This is a genomic window from Pseudonocardia oroxyli, assembly GCF_900102195.1.
Taxonomy (GTDB): Bacteria; Actinomycetota; Actinomycetes; order Mycobacteriales; family Pseudonocardiaceae; genus Pseudonocardia; species Pseudonocardia oroxyli.
Genome location: NZ_FNBE01000009.1, coordinates 195228 through 212847 on the forward strand (window position 1 = coordinate 195228; position 17620 = coordinate 212847).

Annotated in this window: 14 protein-coding genes; 10 read left to right on the plus strand and 4 right to left on the minus strand. The window is 74.4% G+C overall.

Annotated features, from left to right (window positions below; translation table 11 throughout):
• Positions 1-7: 7 nt before the first annotated feature.
• Positions 8-568 (minus strand): TetR/AcrR family transcriptional regulator, encoded by a 561-nt coding sequence (locus BLS43_RS15655; RefSeq protein WP_093084859.1) that lies wholly within the window; start codon positions 566-568, stop codon positions 8-10.
• A 90-nt stretch (positions 569-658) separates the two neighbouring features.
• On the opposite strand from BLS43_RS15655, the gene BLS43_RS15660 reads away from it, so the two are divergent.
• Positions 659-1399, plus strand: a complete 741-nt coding sequence (locus BLS43_RS15660) for an SDR family oxidoreductase (RefSeq protein ID WP_093084862.1) — start codon at positions 659-661, stop codon at positions 1397-1399.
• A 42-nt stretch (positions 1400-1441) separates the two neighbouring features.
• On the opposite strand, the gene BLS43_RS15665 is transcribed toward BLS43_RS15660, so the two are convergent.
• Positions 1442-2044 carry a TetR/AcrR family transcriptional regulator gene (locus tag BLS43_RS15665; RefSeq protein WP_093084865.1) on the minus strand — a complete coding sequence of 201 codons (603 nt, stop codon included), beginning with the start codon at positions 2042-2044 and terminating at the stop codon, positions 1442-1444.
• Between the two features lie 77 nt (positions 2045-2121).
• On the opposite strand from BLS43_RS15665, the gene metG reads away from it, so the two are divergent.
• The 3 genes from metG to BLS43_RS31695 all read left to right on the plus strand — a co-directional run bounded on the left by metG (position 2122) and on the right by BLS43_RS31695 (position 6798).
• The gene (gene metG / locus BLS43_RS15670) at positions 2122-3912 is read left to right on the plus strand and encodes a methionine--tRNA ligase (RefSeq protein WP_093084868.1); all 1791 of its coding nucleotides are present in this window, start codon (positions 2122-2124) and stop codon (positions 3910-3912) included.
• Between the two features lie 79 nt (positions 3913-3991).
• Positions 3992-4852, plus strand: a complete 861-nt coding sequence (locus tag BLS43_RS15675; RefSeq protein WP_093084871.1) for a TatD family hydrolase — start codon at positions 3992-3994, stop codon at positions 4850-4852.
• 260 nt (positions 4853-5112) lie between these two features.
• A complete protein-coding gene (locus BLS43_RS31695) occupies positions 5113-6798 on the plus strand; it encodes a resuscitation-promoting factor (protein ID WP_143030065.1) in 1686 nt (561 codons plus the stop codon).
• Positions 6799-6810: 12 nt separating this feature from the next.
• Here BLS43_RS31695 and BLS43_RS15685 read toward each other — a convergent pair whose 3' ends face one another.
• Positions 6811-7461 carry an HAD-IA family hydrolase gene (locus BLS43_RS15685; protein WP_093084877.1) on the minus strand — a complete coding sequence of 217 codons (651 nt, stop codon included), beginning with the start codon at positions 7459-7461 and terminating at the stop codon, positions 6811-6813.
• 71 nt (positions 7462-7532) lie between these two features.
• Here BLS43_RS15685 and rsmA point away from each other — a divergent pair, with 71 nt between their 5' ends.
• The 6 genes from rsmA (at position 7533) to BLS43_RS15715 (ending at position 14572) form a co-directional block, all read left to right on the plus strand.
• Positions 7533-8387: a 16S rRNA (adenine(1518)-N(6)/adenine(1519)-N(6))-dimethyltransferase RsmA gene (gene rsmA, locus BLS43_RS15690; protein WP_093084879.1), complete on the plus strand. Its 855-nt coding sequence runs from the start codon at positions 7533-7535 to the stop codon at positions 8385-8387.
• 74 nt (positions 8388-8461) lie between these two features.
• Positions 8462-9925: a DHA2 family efflux MFS transporter permease subunit gene (locus tag BLS43_RS15695; protein ID WP_093084882.1), complete on the plus strand. Its 1464-nt coding sequence runs from the start codon at positions 8462-8464 to the stop codon at positions 9923-9925.
• Positions 9926-9934: 9 nt separating this feature from the next.
• Positions 9935-10879, plus strand: coding sequence for a 4-(cytidine 5'-diphospho)-2-C-methyl-D-erythritol kinase (locus BLS43_RS15700; RefSeq protein WP_093085057.1), 945 nt, complete (start codon positions 9935-9937; stop codon positions 10877-10879).
• A gap of 1 nt (position 10880) precedes the next feature.
• The gene (locus tag BLS43_RS15705; RefSeq protein ID WP_093084884.1) at positions 10881-12689 is read left to right on the plus strand and encodes an ABC-F family ATP-binding cassette domain-containing protein; all 1809 of its coding nucleotides are present in this window, start codon (positions 10881-10883) and stop codon (positions 12687-12689) included.
• 114 nt (positions 12690-12803) lie between these two features.
• Positions 12804-13757: an ATP-binding cassette domain-containing protein gene (locus BLS43_RS15710; protein WP_093084887.1), complete on the plus strand. Its 954-nt coding sequence runs from the start codon at positions 12804-12806 to the stop codon at positions 13755-13757.
• Positions 13754-14572: an ABC transporter permease gene (locus tag BLS43_RS15715; protein WP_093084890.1), complete on the plus strand. Its 819-nt coding sequence runs from the start codon at positions 13754-13756 to the stop codon at positions 14570-14572. Before BLS43_RS15710 ends, BLS43_RS15715 begins: the two co-directional genes overlap by 4 nt.
• Here the strand turns inward: BLS43_RS15715 and BLS43_RS15720 are convergent.
• The gene (locus BLS43_RS15720; protein ID WP_093084893.1) at positions 14520-17603 is read right to left on the minus strand and encodes an ATP-binding protein; all 3084 of its coding nucleotides are present in this window, start codon (positions 17601-17603) and stop codon (positions 14520-14522) included. The two genes, BLS43_RS15715 and BLS43_RS15720, sit on opposite strands and share 53 nt — an antisense overlap.
• Positions 17604-17620: the final 17 nt, after the last annotated feature.

Sequence of the window (17620 nt, forward strand, 5' to 3'; positions counted from 1 at the left end):
GCGCGGGTCAGGGCGTGCGGAGGCCGTCGACGATGATCGTGACGAGGGTGTGGGCGCGTGGCTCCCACTCCGCGTCGGGGATGCGGGAGAGTGCCCCCAGCAGCAGGATGACGTCGGTGGCGTCGACCCCCGCACGCACCTCGCCCGCGGCCCGTCCCCGGTCGAGCAGCAGGTCGAGCGCCTCGTCCAGCCGGTGGTGCTGCTCCGAGTAGAGGTCCCGCCAGGCCGCGGCCTCGATCGCCGCCATCACGCCGCGTTTGACGCGGGCGTAGTCGATGAGGTGCTCGAGCCACCGGGTCAGCGCTCCGAGCGGGGTGTGCTCCGCGAGCAGGGGTGCGACGGCGTCGACGAGCCTGCTCATCTCCTGCTCGTACACCTCGGCCACCAGGTGTTCGCGGGTGGGGAAGTGCCGGTAGAGGGTGCCCTGTCCCACGCCCGCCGCCTTCGCCACCCGGTGCAGGCGCAGCTCGGCCGCGCCGTCGTCGGTCCTGCTCAGCTCCTCGCGGGCGGCCTCGACGATCCGGCGTCGGTTCGCGACGGCGTCCGACCGACGCTCACGGCCTGTCATGGCGGTCGCCTTCCGTCGCAGATAAGTGGACAACCGTCCGGTACCGTCGAGCCATCCGGACAGTTGTCAGCTTAGGTCGGGGAGGCCGGGATGAGTGGAGTCGACGGCAAGGTCGTCGTGATCACCGGGGCGAGCAGCGGGATCGGGGCGGCGACGGCGGCGGAGCTGGCGGGCCGCGGCGCCGCCGTGGTGCTGGGCGCCCGGCGGGTGGACCGGCTCGCGGCGACGGTGACGCGGATCCGGGAGGCGGGCGGCCGCGCGGAGCTGCACCCGGTGGACGTCACCGCACGGGGTGACCTCGAGGCGCTGGTCGCGTTCGCCGTCGAGCGGTTCGGGCGGCTCGACGTCCTGGTGGGGAACGCCGGAGTGGCCAGGATCGCGCCGGTGGCGGACCTCGACGTCGCGGACTGGGACGCCATGATCGACGTCAACCTGCGTGGGGTCCTGTACGGCATCGCCGCCGCGCTGCCGGTGTTCCGCGGGCAGGGGTTCGGGCACCTGGTGACCGTGGTGTCGACGTCCGGGTTGAAGATCGTGCCGACCCAGGCCGTCTACGCGGGGACCAAGAACGCGGTGCGCACGGTGATGGAGGCGCTGCGCCAGGAGTCGACCGACGGCGTGCTGCGGACGACCTCGGTGTCCCCGGGGTACGTCCGCACCGAGCTCCTCGACCACATCGACGACCCCGCGCAGCGCTCGCAGGCCCAGGAGGCCATGGCGGCGCTCGGGATCGAACCGGAGGCCGTCGCCCGGGCGATCGCGTTCGCGATCGAGCAGCCCGAGGACGTCGAGATCGGGGACATCACCCTGCGGCCGACCCGGCAGGGCTGAGCGCGCCCTACCCCCGCATTGTGGCTCCACAATGCCGGGGGGTCAGCGGGCGGTGAGGCAGGCCTCGAACAGCAGCGTGCCGTGCCGCACCAGGGCTTCGCGGTCCACGTCCGTGCCCTCGTCCTGCCAGGCCAGGACCAGCTCGGCGAGCCCGCCCAGGCAGAAGTGGGCGGCGACGCGCAGCTCGTGCGGCTCGACCGGCACGCCCGCCCGGCTCAGCTCGCCCGCGATCAGGGTGGCGAAGCCGCGGTTCGCGGTGCGGCGCCGGGGCCGCAGCGTCGGGTGCCCGACGGCCTCGACCAGGACCACGCCCTGCCGCGGGTCCTCGGCGAGGCAGCCGGCCACGGCCTCGAGGCAGGCGCGGATCCGGGCGTGCAGCCGGGGGCCCGCGGCCTCCATCGCGGCCAGCACCACGGCGGCGCGCTCCTCGGTCCCCTCGTCGAAGATCTCGGCGAGCAGGTCGTCGACCGTCGGGTACTCGGCCACGACGTCGTCGGGGCTCAGTCCGGCCGCCGCGCCGACCGCGGCCGGGGTCACGGCGGCCCAGCCCGCGTCCGCCCAGACGGCCAGGCCCGCCTCCCGCAGGGCGGCCCGCCGGTGCTCGGACCCGTCCGACCCGGTCGTCCGCAGCTCAGCGGCGTCCATCGGCCCACCGTAGCGCCCGGCGCACGGGCCGAGGGCCGAGATCCGCCCGGACGGGTCACGGGCATAACCTGGGCGGCATGAGTTCACCCGTGCTGACCGCCGTGGCGTGGCCGTACGCCAACGGTCCGCGGCACATCGGCCACGTCTCCGGCTTCGGTGTGCCCTCCGACGTCTTCTCGCGCTTCCGCCGGATGTCGGGCGACCGGGTCCTCATGGTCAGCGGCACGGACGAGCACGGCACCCCGATCCAGGTCCAGGCGGACGCCGAGGGCTTGACCCCTCGCCAGCTCGCGGACAAGTACAACGGCGTGATCACCCGCGATCTCCAGGGCCTCGGGCTGAGCTACGACCTGTTCACCCGGACCACGACGTCGAACCACTACGACGTCACGCAGCAGATGTTCCTGTCGCTGTACAAGAACGGCTACATCGTCCCGAAGACCCAGATGGGCGCGATCAGCCCGTCCACGGGGCGCACGCTGCCGGACCGCTACGTCGAGGGCACCTGCCCGATCTGCGGGTACGACGGCGCGCGCGGCGACCAGTGCGACAACTGCGGCAACCAGCTCGACCCCGCCGACCTGATCAACCCCCGTTCGCGGATCAACGGGGAGACCCCGAAGTTCGTCGAGACCGAGCACTTCTTCCTCGACCTCCCCGCGTTCTCGGAGTCGCTCGGCCGCTGGCTGTCCACGCGCACGGACTGGCGACCCAACGTGCTCAAGTTCAGCGCCAACCTCATCGAGAACCTCAAGCCGCGGGCCATCACCCGGGACCTGGACTGGGGCGTCCCCGTCCCGCTCGACGGCTGGTCGGACAATCCGCTCAAGAAGATCTACGTCTGGTTCGACGCCGTCATCGGCTACCTGAGCGCCTCCATCGAGTGGGCGCGGCGCGGTCCCGACCCGGACGCCTGGCAGCAGTGGTGGACCGACCCCGCCGCCGAGGCCTTCTACTTCATGGGCAAGGACAACATCACGTTCCACTCGGTGATGTGGCCCGCGATCCTGCTGGGGCACAACGGCGCGGGCGACCACGGCGGCGAGCCCGGCGCCTACGGGACGCTGAACCTGCCCAGCGAGATCGTGTCGTCGGAGTACCTCACGATGAGCGGGTCGAAGTTCTCGACCTCGCGCGGCACGGTGATCTACGTCGGGGACTTCCTGCGGGAGTTCGGGCCGGACGCGCTGCGGTACTTCATCGCCGTCGCCGGGCCGGAGAACCAGGACACGGACTTCACCTGGGAGGAGTTCGTCCGCAGGCAGAACTTCGAGCTGGCGAACGAGTGGGGCAACCTCGTCAACCGCTCGGTCTCCCTGGCGCACAAGAACGTCGGTGCCGTCCCGAAGCCGGTCGCCCCGCACGCGGACGACGCCACGCTGCTGGCCACGTCGAAGGCGGGTTTCGACGTCGTCGGGGACCTGCTGCGGCGCAACCGGTTCAAGCAGGCGATCGGCGAGGCCATGCGCGTGGTGAGCGCGGCCAACAAGTACCTGTCGGACCAGGAGCCGTGGAAGCGCAAGGACGACCCGGACCGCCGGGACACGATCCTGCACACCGCGCTGCAGGTGGTCTCGGACGCCAACACCCTACTCACCCCGTTCCTCCCGCACGCCGCGCAGAAGGTGCACGAGGCGCTGGGCGGCGAGGGCGTGTGGGCGGCGCAGCCCGCGATCGAGGCGGTCGACGACCTGGGCGACGGTCCCGGCTACAACGTCCTGACCGGGGACTACGAGACCCAGCAGGCCGTCTGGGAGTCGCGGCCGATCGAGGTCGGCAAACCCCTGCAGAAGCCGACCCCCCTGTTCCCCAAGCTCGACCCCGGCCTGGGCGAGGACGGTCCCTCCTGGGCCCCCATCCAGAAGTGACCCGCGCCGGCGCGCCCGTGCGCGGTAAGTGGTGCTCTGGCACCACTCACCACTCACGAGCGCCGGAGGTGCGGCGCGGATGAGTCGGCGTGAGACGCCGGAGGCGCCCGAGCCGCTCGGGGCGCCCACCGTGGACGCCCACACCCATCTGGAGTCCTGCGGGGCCGACACCCCGGAGACCGTGGCCGCCGCGATGGACCGGGCCGAGGCCGTCGGCGTGATCGGGGCCGTCACCGTGGCCGACGACCTGCCCGCGGCACGCGCCGCCGTGGCGGCCGCGCACTGGGACCCGCGGGTGACGGCGGCCGTCGCGCTGCACCCGACCCGCACCGCCGCCGTCTCCGCGGACGAGTTCGCCGAGATCGAGCGGCTGGCCGCGGACCCGCGCGTGGTCGCCGTGGGCGAGACCGGGCTGGACTACTACTGGGACTACTCGCCGCCCGAGGCGCAGCAGGCCGCGTTCCGGTGGCACATCGACCTCGCGAAGCGGCTCGGCAAGCCGCTGATGATCCACGACCGGGACGCCCACGCGGACGTCCTGCGGATCCTGCGCGAGGAGGGGGCCCCGGAGACGGTGATCTTCCACTGCTTCTCCGGGGACGCCGCGATGGCGCGCGAGTGCGCGGACGCGGGCTACGTCCTGTCGTTCGCCGGAACGGTCACGTTCCGTAACGCGAAGGACCTCCGCGAGGCCGCCGTCGTCCCGCCGGAGGACCTCCTCCTGGTCGAGACCGACGCCCCGTTCCTCACCCCGCATCCCCACCGCGGCCAGGGGAACGAGCCCTTCTGCCTGCCCTGGACGGTCCGCGGTCTCGCCGCGCTCCGCGACACCGACGCCGACACCCTGGCGGCGATCACTCTGCGTAATGCCCGACGGGTGTACGGAGACCTGGTCCCCGGTGTGACGTCGCCGGACGGCACGGGATCGCGTTCGGCGTAGGAAGGGCACCGTTCGGCGCCGGCCGCCGTGTCGAGGTCGAAGAGGACGACCACACCCCGTTACGGTTCCGTGATCGCCCAGCCGGGATGGGTCGCTCCCCCAGCACCGGCGCGTCCGGACCCCCACCCAGGGTCCTGCACGCGTCACCCCTGCCCGGTCCGACGAGCGTCTGGAAGCCAGTGGTCGACGTCTCCGCTCGCGCGCACCGGCGCGCGGTCCGGGTCCGCCTGGGACTCGAGCAGCCCCCGTCGGGTCCTGCCGTGCCCGAGAGCGGGCCCTGGCTGGAGCGCGAGGACGAGGTGGAGGTCGCCGGCCCCGCTCCCGCGGGCTACGTGCCCGGCTCCTGGGCGGACGACCTGCCGTCGGACCCGTTCCCCCGGGTGGACGACCCGTTCACCGCGCCGGTCCCCGTCGTGCGGGACTGGTTCGTCGAGGACGCGCAGACGGGCGCGCTGCCGCTCGTCGAGCCCGGCACCGGCACGTGGGCCGCCCTCCCCACGCCGCCCGAGCCACCGCCCGCCCGGCGGTTCGGCGCGTGGCCCGGTTCGGCGGAGGCGACACCCGCGGCGGTGCGCGAGACCGAACCCGAGACGGGTGCGTTCCCCGCGGTCGACGACGAGCCCGCCACCGGTGCGTTCCCCGCCGTCTCCGACGTCGCGACCGTGGACGAGCCGGCGACCGAGGAGTTCACCGCCGTCGCGCCGGAGGCGGCCGCGGCGCCCGTCGAGGACGACGGTGTCGAGGAGGCGGAGTCGGGCGCGGTCCGGACGCTCGACCGCCCCGCCCGTCCGAAGCCCGCCCCGCGCCCGTCCCGCACCGCCACCCGCCGCGCCACCGGCCGCACGGGCGCGAAGATCGCCGCGGTGGCGGCACTGCTGATGCTCACCGTCGGCAGCGGCACCGCGCTGGCGATGGACAAGACGATCACGGTGACCGTCGACGGGCAGGACCGCACGGTGCACACGTTCGCCGGGGACGTCCAGGGCGTGCTCGCCGCCGCGGGCGTGGAGAGCGGCCCGCAGGACCGGGTGGAACCGGCGCTCACCACGGATCTCGCGAGCGGTGACCAGGTCATCGTCAACCGCGCCCGGATGCTCACCCTCACCGAGGGCGGCCAGACCCGCAGCGTCTGGACCACGGCGGCGTCGATCGACGAGGCGCTCAAGGGGCTGGGCGTGGACGTGCAGCCCATCCAGATGTCGCTCGCCCCGGACACGGCCATCCCGGTGGCCGGGCTGAACGTCCAGATCGAGGTGACCCGCTCCGTCACGCTGGTCGACGGGACCGGCGCCCCGCAGGAGATCTCGACGAACGCCGGGACCGTCGGCGGTCTGCTGGCGGAGAAGGGGATCACCCTCGGCCCGGACGACGTCGCGGTCCCCTCCGACGACACCGCGCTCACCGACGGCCTCCAGATCCACCTGGTGCGCAACGGCGAGGGTGAGGTCGTCGAGGTCCGCCGGATCGACCCGCCGGTCCAGGAGATCGAGGACCCCGACCTGCCGCGCGGCCAGAAGCAGGTCGTGGACCCCGGCAAGCCGGGCGAGCAGACGGCCGTGATGCGGGTCTACGTGCAGAACGGGCAGGAGGTGCGGCGCGAGCAGATCCGCGGCGGCGCCAGCACCCCGCCCGAGCCGCGCGTGGTCAAGGTCGGCACCAACGACGAGCAGCCGCCCGCCCCGGACATCGGCGACACCGCGGTCTGGGATCGGCTCGCCAAGTGCGAGGCGGGCGGGAACTGGGCGATCAACAGCGGCAACGGCTACTACGGCGGCGTCCAGTTCGACGCCTCGACCTGGCGCGCCTACGGCGGCACCCAGTACGCCCCGCTGCCCCACCAGGCGACCCGGGAGCAGCAGATCGCCACCGCCGAGAAGGTGCGGGACGACCGCGGCGGCTACGGCGCCTGGCCCGCCTGCGCCCGCAAGCTCGGCCTGCCCCGCTAGCAACCCCGCAGTTCAGGGGAAGGTGAGGCCCAGTGCCGCGCCGAGGTCGCGCAGGGCCTGGTCCTCGCTCGTCACCTTGATCGCCCGCATGCCCAGCGCGGCCGCGGGCTTGCAGTTGATGCCCAGGTCGTCGAGGTAGACGCAGTCCTCGGGGCGCACCCCGAGCGTCGCGCAGGCCAGCTCGTAGATCGCCGGGTCCGGCTTGCGCAGCCCGACCTTGCTGCTCTCGATCACGGAGGCGAACCGGGCCATGATCGCGGCGATCTCGGCGGCGTGCTCGGCCAAGCGGGACATCTGCGCACCGTGGCCCGCCGGGACGTTGTTGGTGATGCAGCCGAGCCGGTACCCGCGCTCGGCGAGCAGGTCCAGCGCCGCGACCATCCGCGGCCGGACGGCCCCCGAGAGCACCGCCAGCACCACGCTGCCGGGCAGGTCGTGGCCGAGCGCGCGGGCCTCGGCGGCGAACTCGACGTCGAACTCCTCCGCGGTGATCTCGGCGCGCTCGAACCGTGCCCAGGCGTTCGTGTCCGGGTCGGTGGAGTTGATGCGCCGCACCAGGTCCTTCGGCAGGCCGCGCTCGGCCTCGATCCGCGCGAAGGCCTCGAAGGGGGACGCGGTGATCACGCCGCCGAAGTCGAACACCACGGCCGGGAGGTCGGTCATGATGCGACTGTATTAAGTCTGCGCCGGGAACTCCACCCCGCCGCGGCCGCCCCGCGGGGCGATCCCGGAGAATGGCCGGCGTGACCGACCCCGCCACCTCCCGGCTGCTGGGCCCGGCCGAGGTGCGCGCGCTCGCCGAGCGGTTCGGGATCCGCCCGACCAAACGGCTGGGCCAGAACTTCGTCCACGACCCGAACACGGTGCGACGCATCGTGAAGGCCGCGACCCTCACCCCGGACGACGTGGTGGTGGAGGTCGGTCCCGGGCTCGGCTCGCTGACCCTGGCGCTGCTCCCCGCCGCGCGCCACGTGCACGCGGTGGAGATCGACCCGGCGCTGGCCGCCGCCCTGCCGGGCACGGTGGCCGAGTTCGCCGCGCCGCTGGCCGACCGGCTGACCGTGACCAACCTGGACGCCATGAGGGTCGAGCGCCTGGACCCCGCACCCACGGCCGTCGTCGCGAACCTGCCCTACAACGTCGGCGTCCCCGTTCTGCTCCATCTGCTCACGGCCCTGCCGAGTCTGGAGAAGGGCCTGGTCATGGTGCAGCAGGAGGTCGTCGACCGGCTGGCCGCCGGGCCGGGATCGAAGATCTACGGCGTCCCGAGCGTGAAGCTGGCCTGGTTCGCGACGGCGCGCAAGGCCGGTCCGGTGCCGCGCGCGGTGTTCTGGCCGGTGCCGAACGTCGACTCCGGGCTGCTCGCCTTCACCCGTCGCGAGCCCCCGCCCGGGGACCGCGCGGCGGTGTTCGCGCTGGTCGACGCCGCGTTCGCGCAGCGCCGCAAGGCCCTGCGCCCGGCGCTGGCCGGCTGGGCGGGCAGTGCCGCCGCGGCCGAGCAGCGTCTGCGTGCGGCGGGTGTCGACCCCATGGCCCGAGCCGAGACCCTCGACGTCGAGGCGTTCGCGAGGATCGCCGCCCAGCCGTAGCCGTGTCCATCGGCGCGCGCGACTGTCGGGGGTGGCGCCTACGCTTGCGCCGCACCACGAACGCAGGGGGAGCCATGGCCGTCACCGAGAGCAGTCCGCAGGTCGCGGAGGAGCGCAGCCCGTGGCCCGCGCTGTGGGCACTGGTGGTGGGCTTCTTCATGATCCTCGTGGACTCCACGATCGTCACGGTGGCCACGCCCGCGATCCAGGCCGAGCTCGGCGCGAGCGTCGACGGCGTGGTCTGGGTGACCAGCTCCTTCCTGCTGGCCTACGCCGTGCCGCTGCTCATCACCGGGCGGCTGGGGGACCGGTTCGGGCCCCGGCGCGTCTACCTGGTGGGCCTGGTCCTGTTCACCCTGGCCTCGCTGTGGTGCGGGCTCACCGGTTCGATCGCGTGGCTCGTCGTCGCACGGGTGTTCCAGGGGCTCGGCGCCTCGATGATGACCCCCCAGACCATGGCGGTGATCACCCGCACCTTCCCGCCGGACCAGCGCGGCCGGGCGATGAGCCTCTGGGGCGCGGTGGCGGGCGTCGCCACGCTGGTCGGCCCGATCCTCGGCGGCGTCCTGGTCGACGGGCTCGGCTGGGAGTGGATCTTCTTCATCAACGTGCCGGTCGGCGCGGTCGCGGTCGTCCTCGCGCTGCGGCTGGTCCCGGAGCTGCCCACCAGCGTGCACCGCTTCGACCTGCTCGGCGTGGCACTGAGTGCGCTCGGGATGTTCCTGCTGGTGTTCGGGATCCAGGAGGGCCAGAGCAACGACTGGGCGCCCGGGATCTGGGGCATGATCCTGTCCGGGCTCGCCGTGCTGGCGGTGTTCGTGTGGTGGCAGTCCCGGAACCGGGGCGAGCCGCTGATGTCGTTGTCGCTGTTCCGGGACCGGAACTTCACGTTGGCCAACATCGCGATCACCACGGTCGGCTTCGCGGTGATCGCGATGACCTTCCCGCTCTTCTTCTACGCCCAGGGCGTGCTGGGGCTCTCGCCGACGCGCTCGGCCCTGCTGCTGATCCCCATGGCCGTGCTGTCCGGGGCGCTCGCGCCGTTCGTCGGGCGGCTCACCGACCGCGCGCACCCGCGCTGGATCGCCGGGTTCGGGATGCTCGCCTGGGCCGCGTCGCTGGGCTGGTTGGCGCTGGTCATGGAGCCGGGGGTCGCGATCTGGCACCTGCTGCTGCCGATCGGGCTACTCGGCGTGGGCAACGCGTTCGTCTGGGGGCCGGTCGCCACCACGGCCAACCGCAACCTGCCGCTGCGGCAGGCGGGCGCGGGGGCCGGGGTGTACAACACCACCCGGCAGGTCGGCGCGGTGCTGGGCAGCGCCGGCATCGCGGTGTTCATGGAGTCCCGGATCGCGGCCCACCTCGGCGGCGGCGGCACACCGCGGGGCGAGAGCGTCGCCGCGCTCCCGCCGGCCCTGCACGGCCCGTTCACCACGGCGATGGCGGAGGCGCTGTTGCTGCCCGCGGGGGTCCTGCTCGTCGGGCTCGTCGCTGTGCTCTCGTTCACCGTGAGCCTGCGCCCCGATCGCGGTCAGTAGGGTTGGGTGGTGTTCTCCGCCGTCCGCTCGCCGGTCACCGTCCGGGTGCCCGCGAAGGTCAACCTGCATCTCGCGGTCGGCGGCGTGCGCGCGGACGGCTTCCACGACCTGGTCACCGTGTTCCACGCGGTGAGCCTGTTCGACGAGGTGGCGGTCGCGCACAGCGACGAGCCCGGCCTCGAGGTCCACGGCGAGGGCGTGTCCGAGGTCCCGGTGGACGACACCAACCTGGCCTGGCGCGCCGTCGACCTGCTCGCCAAGCACTCCGGCCGGGACCCCGCGGTGCGGGTGGTGCTGCGCAAGGGCATCCCGGTCGCGGGCGGCATGGCGGGCGGCAGCGCGGACGCGGCGGGCACCCTCGTCGCCCTGTCCGCGCTGTGGCGGCTCGACCTCTCCCGGGACGAGCTCAGCGAGATGGCCGCCCAGCTGGGCAGTGACGTCACGTTCGCGCTGCACGGCGGCACCGCGCTCGGCACCGGCCGGGGCGAGCGGATCGTCCCGGTGCTGTCCCGGCACCCGCTGCACTGGGTGATCGCGCTGGCCCGCCGCGGGCTCTCCACCCCGACCGTGTTCGGCGAGCTGGACCGGCTGCGCGGCGCCGCCGAACCGCCGGACCGCCCCGTCGAGCCGGTGCTGACCGCGCTCGCCCAGGGCGACCCGCGCGCCCTGGCGCTGTCGCTGGGCAACGACCTGCAGGCCGCCGCGGTGAGCCTGGCCCCGGACCTGCGCCGCACCCTGCGTGCCGGGGTGAACGCGGGCGCGCTGGCCGGGATCGTCTCCGGCAGCGGCCCCACCTGCGCCTTCCTATGCCCGGACGCGGAGTCCGCCGTCGAGGTGGCCGCCGAGCTGGCGGGCGTCGGCGTGTGCCGCACCGTCCGCGTCGCCCACGGACCCGTCCCGGGGGCGCGGGTCGTGGACGACTCCCCCCAACAATGGCCCCCGGCGAGAGCGTGAGATGGCAGGACAGAACCTCGTCAACCTGGAGAACGTCACCGCCCACGTCCCGGGGGACGCCTCGCGCGTCCTGCTGGACGCGGTGTCCCTCGGCGTGGAGCGCGGCGAGCGCGTCGGTGTCGTCGGCCTCAACGGCGGCGGCAAGACCACCCTGCTGGAGGTGCTCTCCGGGCGCCGCGCGCCGGACGCGGGTCGGGTCTCCCGGCTCGGCGGCCTGAAGCTGGCCTACCTCACGCAGGGGGACGACTTCGCGCCCGGCTCCACGGTGCGGGACATCGTGCTCGCCCACTACGGGGCCGACCACGAGTGGGCCTCGGACGCGAAGGCGCGGGACGTGCTCGGCGGGCTCGGCATCCTCCCGCGGAGCGCAGGCGGAGCGGGCATCGGCTCGAGTCTGGAACGGCCGACGGACGGGCTGTCCGGTGGCGAGAAGCGCCGCGTCGCGCTGGCCAGGGCCCTGCTCGGCGAGCCGGACCTCGTGGTGCTCGACGAGCCGACCAACCACCTCGACATCGAGGGCGTGACCTGGCTGGCCGAGCACCTGCTCTCCCGGCGCTGCGGGGTCGTGGTCGTGACGCACGACCGCTGGTTCCTCGACGCCGTCTGCACCCGGACCTGGGAGGTCGCGAACGGGCGGGTGGAGAGCTACCTCGGCGGCTACCAGGACTGGGTCTACGCCCGGGCCGAGCGCACCAAGCAGGCGGACGCCGCGGAGGCCCGCAGGCGCAACCTCGCCCGCAAGGAGCTGGCGTGGCTGCGGCGCGGCCCGCCCGCCCGGACGTCGAAGCCCCGGTACCGGATCGAGGCCGCCGAGGCGCTGATCGCGGACGTGCCGCCGCCGCGGAACACCGTCGAGCTGCTGGGCTTCGCCACCAACCGGCTGGGCCGCACCGTGCTGGAGCTCGAGGACGCGACCGTCCGGATCGCCGACCGCACGCTGCTGGACCACCAGACCTGGCGGCTCGGGCCGGGGGACCGGATCGGCATCGTCGGGGTGAACGGCTCCGGCAAGACCACCCTGCTCAAGGCCCTGACCGGCGAGCGCCCGCTCGACGGCGGGAAGCGCGTCCAGGGCAGCACGGTGCAGCTCGCCCAGCTGACCCAGGACCTGGTCGACCTGCCCAAGGACATGCGGGTGCTGGAGGCGGTCGAGGCGGTCGCCAAGTACGTGCGCTTCGGCAAGGAGGAGATGACCGCGTCCCAGGTCGCCGAGCGGCTGGGCTTCCCGCCCGCCCGGCAGTGGACGCCGGTGGGGCGGCTCTCCGGCGGCGAGCGCAGGCGGCTGCAGCTGACCCGGCTGCTCATGGCCGAGCCGAACGTCCTGCTGCTCGACGAGCCGACCAACGACCTCGACGTCGACACCCTGACGAACCTCGAGGACCTGCTCGACGGCTGGCCGGGCACGCTGGTCGTGGTCAGCCACGACCGGTATTTGACCGAGCGGGTGTGCGACACGGTCGTCGCGCTGTTCGGCGACGGGCGGATCACGCACCTGCCGGGCGGGATCGAGGAGTACCTGCGCCGCCGGGCCGCGCAGGGCACCGACACCGGCGCCCCGCAGGTCGGGGCGGCCCCCAAGGCGCCCACCAGCGCCGCGGACCAGCGCGCCGCCCGCAAGGAGGCCCAACGCCTCGAACGCCGGATGACACAGCTGAGCAAGCGCCAGGAGCAGCTGCACGCGCTGCTGGCCGCGGCGGCGACGGACCCGCAGCAGCTGGTGGAGCTGTCCACCGAGCTCAAACAGGTCGACGCCGAGGTCGAACAGGTCGAGCAGGACTGGCTGGACGCGGCGGAGCGCGCGGAGGCCTGACGCACTATGGAGCCATAACGTCGAAATCGGGGCCTCCAGCGACAGTTGTGGCTCCATAGTGCGTGTCAGGGCGCCGGCAGGGGCGTGTCAGCGGTGGCGCGCAGAGTGGCCGCCATGAACGACTCCGTCATCCGCGTGGAAGGGCTGCGCAAGTCCTTCGGCGCCACCACCGCGCTGGCGGGCATCGACCTGGCCGTCCGGCCCGGGTCGGTGCTCGGCCTGCTGGGCCCCAACGGGTCCGGCAAGACCACCACCGTCCGCATCCTGTCCACCCTGCTCCGGCCCGACGGCGGCCGGGCGACCGTCCTGGGGCACGACGTCGTCGCCGAGGCCGCCGCGGTCCGCCCGCTCGTCGGGCTGACCGGCCAGTACGCCGCGGTCGACGACTCCCTCACCGGGCTCGAGAACCTCACGATGATCGCCCGCCTGCTCGACTTCTCCCGTCGGGACGCCCGCGCGCGCTCCGCCGAGCTGGTGGAGCGCTTCGGCCTGACCGACGCCGCCAAGCGCCGGGTCAAGACCTACTCCGGCGGCATGCGTCGCCGCCTCGACCTGGCCGCGAGCCTCGTCGGCCGCCCCGCCGTGCTGTTCCTCGACGAGCCCACGACCGGGCTGGACCCCCGCCACCGCAACGAGGTGTGGGACCAGGTCCGCGCGCTGGCCGCCGAGGGCACCACCGTGCTGCTCACCACCCAGTACCTGGAGGAGGCCGACCAGCTGGCCGAGGACCTCGTGGTCCTCGACCGGGGCCGGGTGATCGCGACCGGCACGCCCGCGTCCCTGAAGGCCGAGGTCGGCGGGCAGCTGCTGCACGTGCGACCGCTGCACCGCACGGACCTCCCCGGCGTCGCGACGGTGCTCGCCGAGCTGACGAGCGAGGCCCCGGCGATCGACCCGACCGGCGAGGTGACCGTCGCCGGTTCCCCGGAGCTGCTGCGTGCCGTGGGCGACCGGCTGGACGTGCCGATCGCCGAGCTGGGGCTGCGTCTGCCCAGCCTCGACGACGTGTTCCTCACCCTCACCGGCCACGGCGCCGACGACACCGAAGAAGAGGAGGCCGCGGCATGACCGCCACCGCGATCGCCCCCACGCCCGTCCGAGAACCCGCACCGCGCACCGGAGCCCGGCACGGGCCGCTGCGCCACGCCATGACCCTGGCCTGGCGGGGGATCGTCAAGACGATCCACTCGCCCGAGGCCCTGCTCGACGTCACCCTCCAGCCGGTCATCTTCCTGCTGCTGTTCGTCTACGTCTTCGGCGGCGCGATCGCCGGCGACACCAGCACCTACCTGCAGTTCGCGCTGCCCGGCGTGCTCGTCCAGACGGTGATCTTCGCGTCCGCGGGCACCGGCACCGCGCTCGCCGACGACCTGAAGACCGGCATCTTCGACCGCTTCCGCAGCCTGCCGATCCCGCGCTCCGCGCCGCTGCTGGGGGCGATCACCGCGGACATCACCCGCTACGCCACCTCCGGCGTGATCATGCTCGTCTTCGGCGCGATCCTCGGCTTCCGCACCGAGGCCGGGCCGCTGGCGATCGTGGCCGCGCTGGCGCTGGTCATGGCGTTCGCCTTCGCGCTCTGCTGGGTGTTCACCGCGCTGGCCATGGTGGTGAAGGAGCCGCGCTCGGTGCAGGGCATCGGCGCGATGATCTCGCTGCCGCTGACCTTCGGCTCGAACGTCTTCGTGCCCGCCTCGACCATGCCCGGCTGGCTGCAGGCGTGGGTGGAGGTCAACCCGGTGTCCAAGACCGCCGACGCCGCCCGTGGGCTGCTGCTCGGCGGCCCGGTCGCCGGGCCGGCCGGGACGGCCCTGATCTGGGCCGCCGCGATCACGCTGGTGTTCGCCCCGCTCGCGGTGTTCCTGTACCGCAGGCGGACCTGAGCAGCGCGATCCCGTCCTGCGCCGGGAGGCCCGCGGCCTCCCGGCGCAGCGTCGCGTCCAGCCCCGGCAGCAACGCGACGACCGCCGGGTCGCCGAGATCCACCGCCCCGCGTCGGGCCTCGGCGACCCCCACGGCCCGGGCCGAACCGTCGACGTCCCCGCGGGCCGCCGCGAGCTGGGCCACCGCTTCGGCGACCGCGCCGACCACGGGCCCGTCCCGGCTCTCGTCCGCGGCGTCGACCGCGGAGCGCAGCAGCTCCGCGGCCCGGTCCGGATCGCCCGCCGCCAGCTCGACGAGCCCGCGCTGCAGGAACAGGTGCGCGGTGCGTTGGGCGATGGCGAGCCCGCCGGGCACGAGGTCGATGTCGGCCAGCCGGGCCCGCGCCGAGACCAGGTCGCCCTCGAAGCGGTCCAGCTCGGCCAGCGCCACCTGCAACAACTCGGGCGCTCCGAACTCCGAGACCTCGATCCGCTCCACCGCCTCGGTGTAGAGCTTGCGGGCCAGCGCGTGGTCCCCGGAGCGGGCCGCGAGGCCGCCGCGGCGGACGAGGAACTGGGGCAGGTCGTCGTCGTTCGCCAGCTCGGTCGCGAGTGCGATGGCCTCCTCGAAGGCGCTCGCGGCGGCCGCGGCGTTCCCCGCGAGGGCCTCCAGCTCGCCCAGCGTGGTCAGAGTCATGCCGAGCCCGAACCGGTCGCCGACCTGGGTGAACAGGGTGTGCGCCGCGCGCACCAGCTCGCGTTCCAGCTCGATGAGGCCCTCGTTCTCGGCGAGCGTCGCCCGGATCTGCAGGCAGAAGGCCCGCAGCCACGGATCGGGGTGCGTGGTGCTGATCTCGCGCAGCAGCCCCTCCTCGTGGGCCTCGAAGGCGGCGGTGACGGGCCCGGTCAGGTCGAGGACGGGGTGCCGCGGCGGCGGGACGTCCGCCGCGAGGGTGGTCGCCCGCTCGGCGAGCGCGAACGCGTCGGCCATCCGGCCGCGGCCCAGCGCCTGGACCCCGCGGAACGCGATGACCCGGGCCAGGACGTCCGGCGGCACGTCGGCATCGGGGAGTTCCCCCACGGCCTGCACCCAGGCCATCGACTCCTCGGTCGCGCCGCGCACCAGCCACGCCCAGTACATGCCCGCGACCAGCCGGTACGCGGTCGAGGCGTCCCCGGTGTCCACGGCGCGGCGCAGCGCGGCGGTGATGTCGCCCGCCTCCGCGCGCAGCACGCCGAGCCAGCGCAGCTGGTCGCGGCCGCGCAGCTCGGGTTCGGCCCGCTCCACCAGCGCGACAGCCCAGGCCGCGTGCCGCGCCCGGGTCGCCGCCTCCTCCCCGGACGCCCGGAGCCGCTCCCGCGCGTACTCGCGGATCGTCTCCAACATCCGGTAGCGGGTCGGCTCGCCCGGCACGGCCACGACCAGCGACTTGTCGACGAGGGCCGCCAACGTGTCGAACACGTCGGGACTCGGACCCGTCGCCTCGCACACCTGGTCGATCGCCTCCGCGGTCGCGCCGCCCGCGAAGACCGCGAGCCTGCGGGCGAGGGTGCGTTCGGGCTCCTCCAGCAGGTCCCAGCTCCAGTCGACGACCGCCCGCAGGGTCTGGTGGCGGGGCAGGACGGTGCGGGCACCCGAGGTGAGCAGGCGGAACCGGTCGTCGAGCCGGGCGAGGATCTCGCTCGAGGTGAGCATCCGCAGGCGGGCCGCGGCCAGCTCGATGGGCAGTGGCTGGCCGTCGAGCCTGCGGCAGATCTCCGGGATGGCCGGGTCGTCCGCCGCGGGCGCCCGGCCGACCGCGGCGCCGCGGTCGAGGAACAGCTGCGCGGCGGCGGCGGGGTTCAGCGCCCCGACGGCGTGCAGCCGCTCGCCCGGGACCCCGAGCGGTTCGCGGCTCGTCGCCAGGATGCGCAGGGCCGGGCAGCGCTGCAGGAGCGTGCTCGCGAGCCGGGCCGCCGCCTCGACGAGGTGCTCGCAGTTGTCCAGGACCAGGGTGAGTGAGCGCCTGCCGATCGCGGCGACCAGCCGCTCGACGGCGTCCTCCTGCTTCGGCTCCTGCTGCAGCACGAGCTCCGGGCTGCCGACGGCCGCGAGCACGGTCGGCGCGATCTGCTCGCCGCCGCCGAGTGGGGCCAGCTCCGCGAAGGCCGCCCCGGGTGCCCCCTCGCGGGCGAGCCGGGTCTTGCCCGCCCCGCCGGGTCCGACGAGGGTGACCAGCCGGGCCGTCGTCAACAGCTCACGGACCCGGGCCACGTCCGCCGCACGCCCGACGAAGCTGGTCAACGGCACGGGCGCGGCGGCGCGGACCGTGCTCGGCGGGCGCGGCGCGGGTCGGGACTCGCCCCTGAGCACGTCCATCCGGGCGGCGCCGAGCTCGGGGCCGGGGTCCACGCCGAGCTCGTCCGCGAGCAGCGACCGGGTGCGGTCCAGCACGGCGAGCGCGTCCGCCTGGCGCCCGGTGGCGTGCAACGCCCTGGCGAGCGCGGCGGCCGCGCTCTCCCGCAGCGGGTGCTCCTCGAGCAGGGCGCTGAGCGGGTCGATGCCGGCGGCGGGGGCGCCGAGGCGCAGGTCCAGCCCGGCCGCGCGTTCGACGGCGGCGGCCCGCTTCTCGTCCAGCCGGTCGGCGGCGGCCTGCGCGAACGGCAGCCTGCGCACGTCCGCGAGCGCGGGCCCCCGCCACAACGCCAGGGCCTGCCCCACCAGCTCGCGGGCGGTCTGCGGGTCGGGTTCGGCGTCGGCCTCGGCCAGCCGCCGGTCGGCGCGGACGGCGTCGATCTCGGCGGCGGGCAGCTCCAGGCGGTACCCGCCGGGGACGGTCGCGACGAGCTCGGGTCCGAGTGCGCGACGCAGCCGGGAGACCAGGGCCTGCAGGGCGTTCGCGCTCGCCGGCTCGTCACCCCAGAGGTCGTCGACCAGGGTCTGCGCGGTCACCGTGCGACCGGGGGCGAGCGCGAGCCGGGCCAGCAGCCCGCGCAGGCGCAGCCCCGCGGGCGCGACGTCCGCCCCCGACGGATCCCACGCCGCGACCGGGCCCAGCACGCCGATCCGCACCGCCCCAGTCTGCCCGG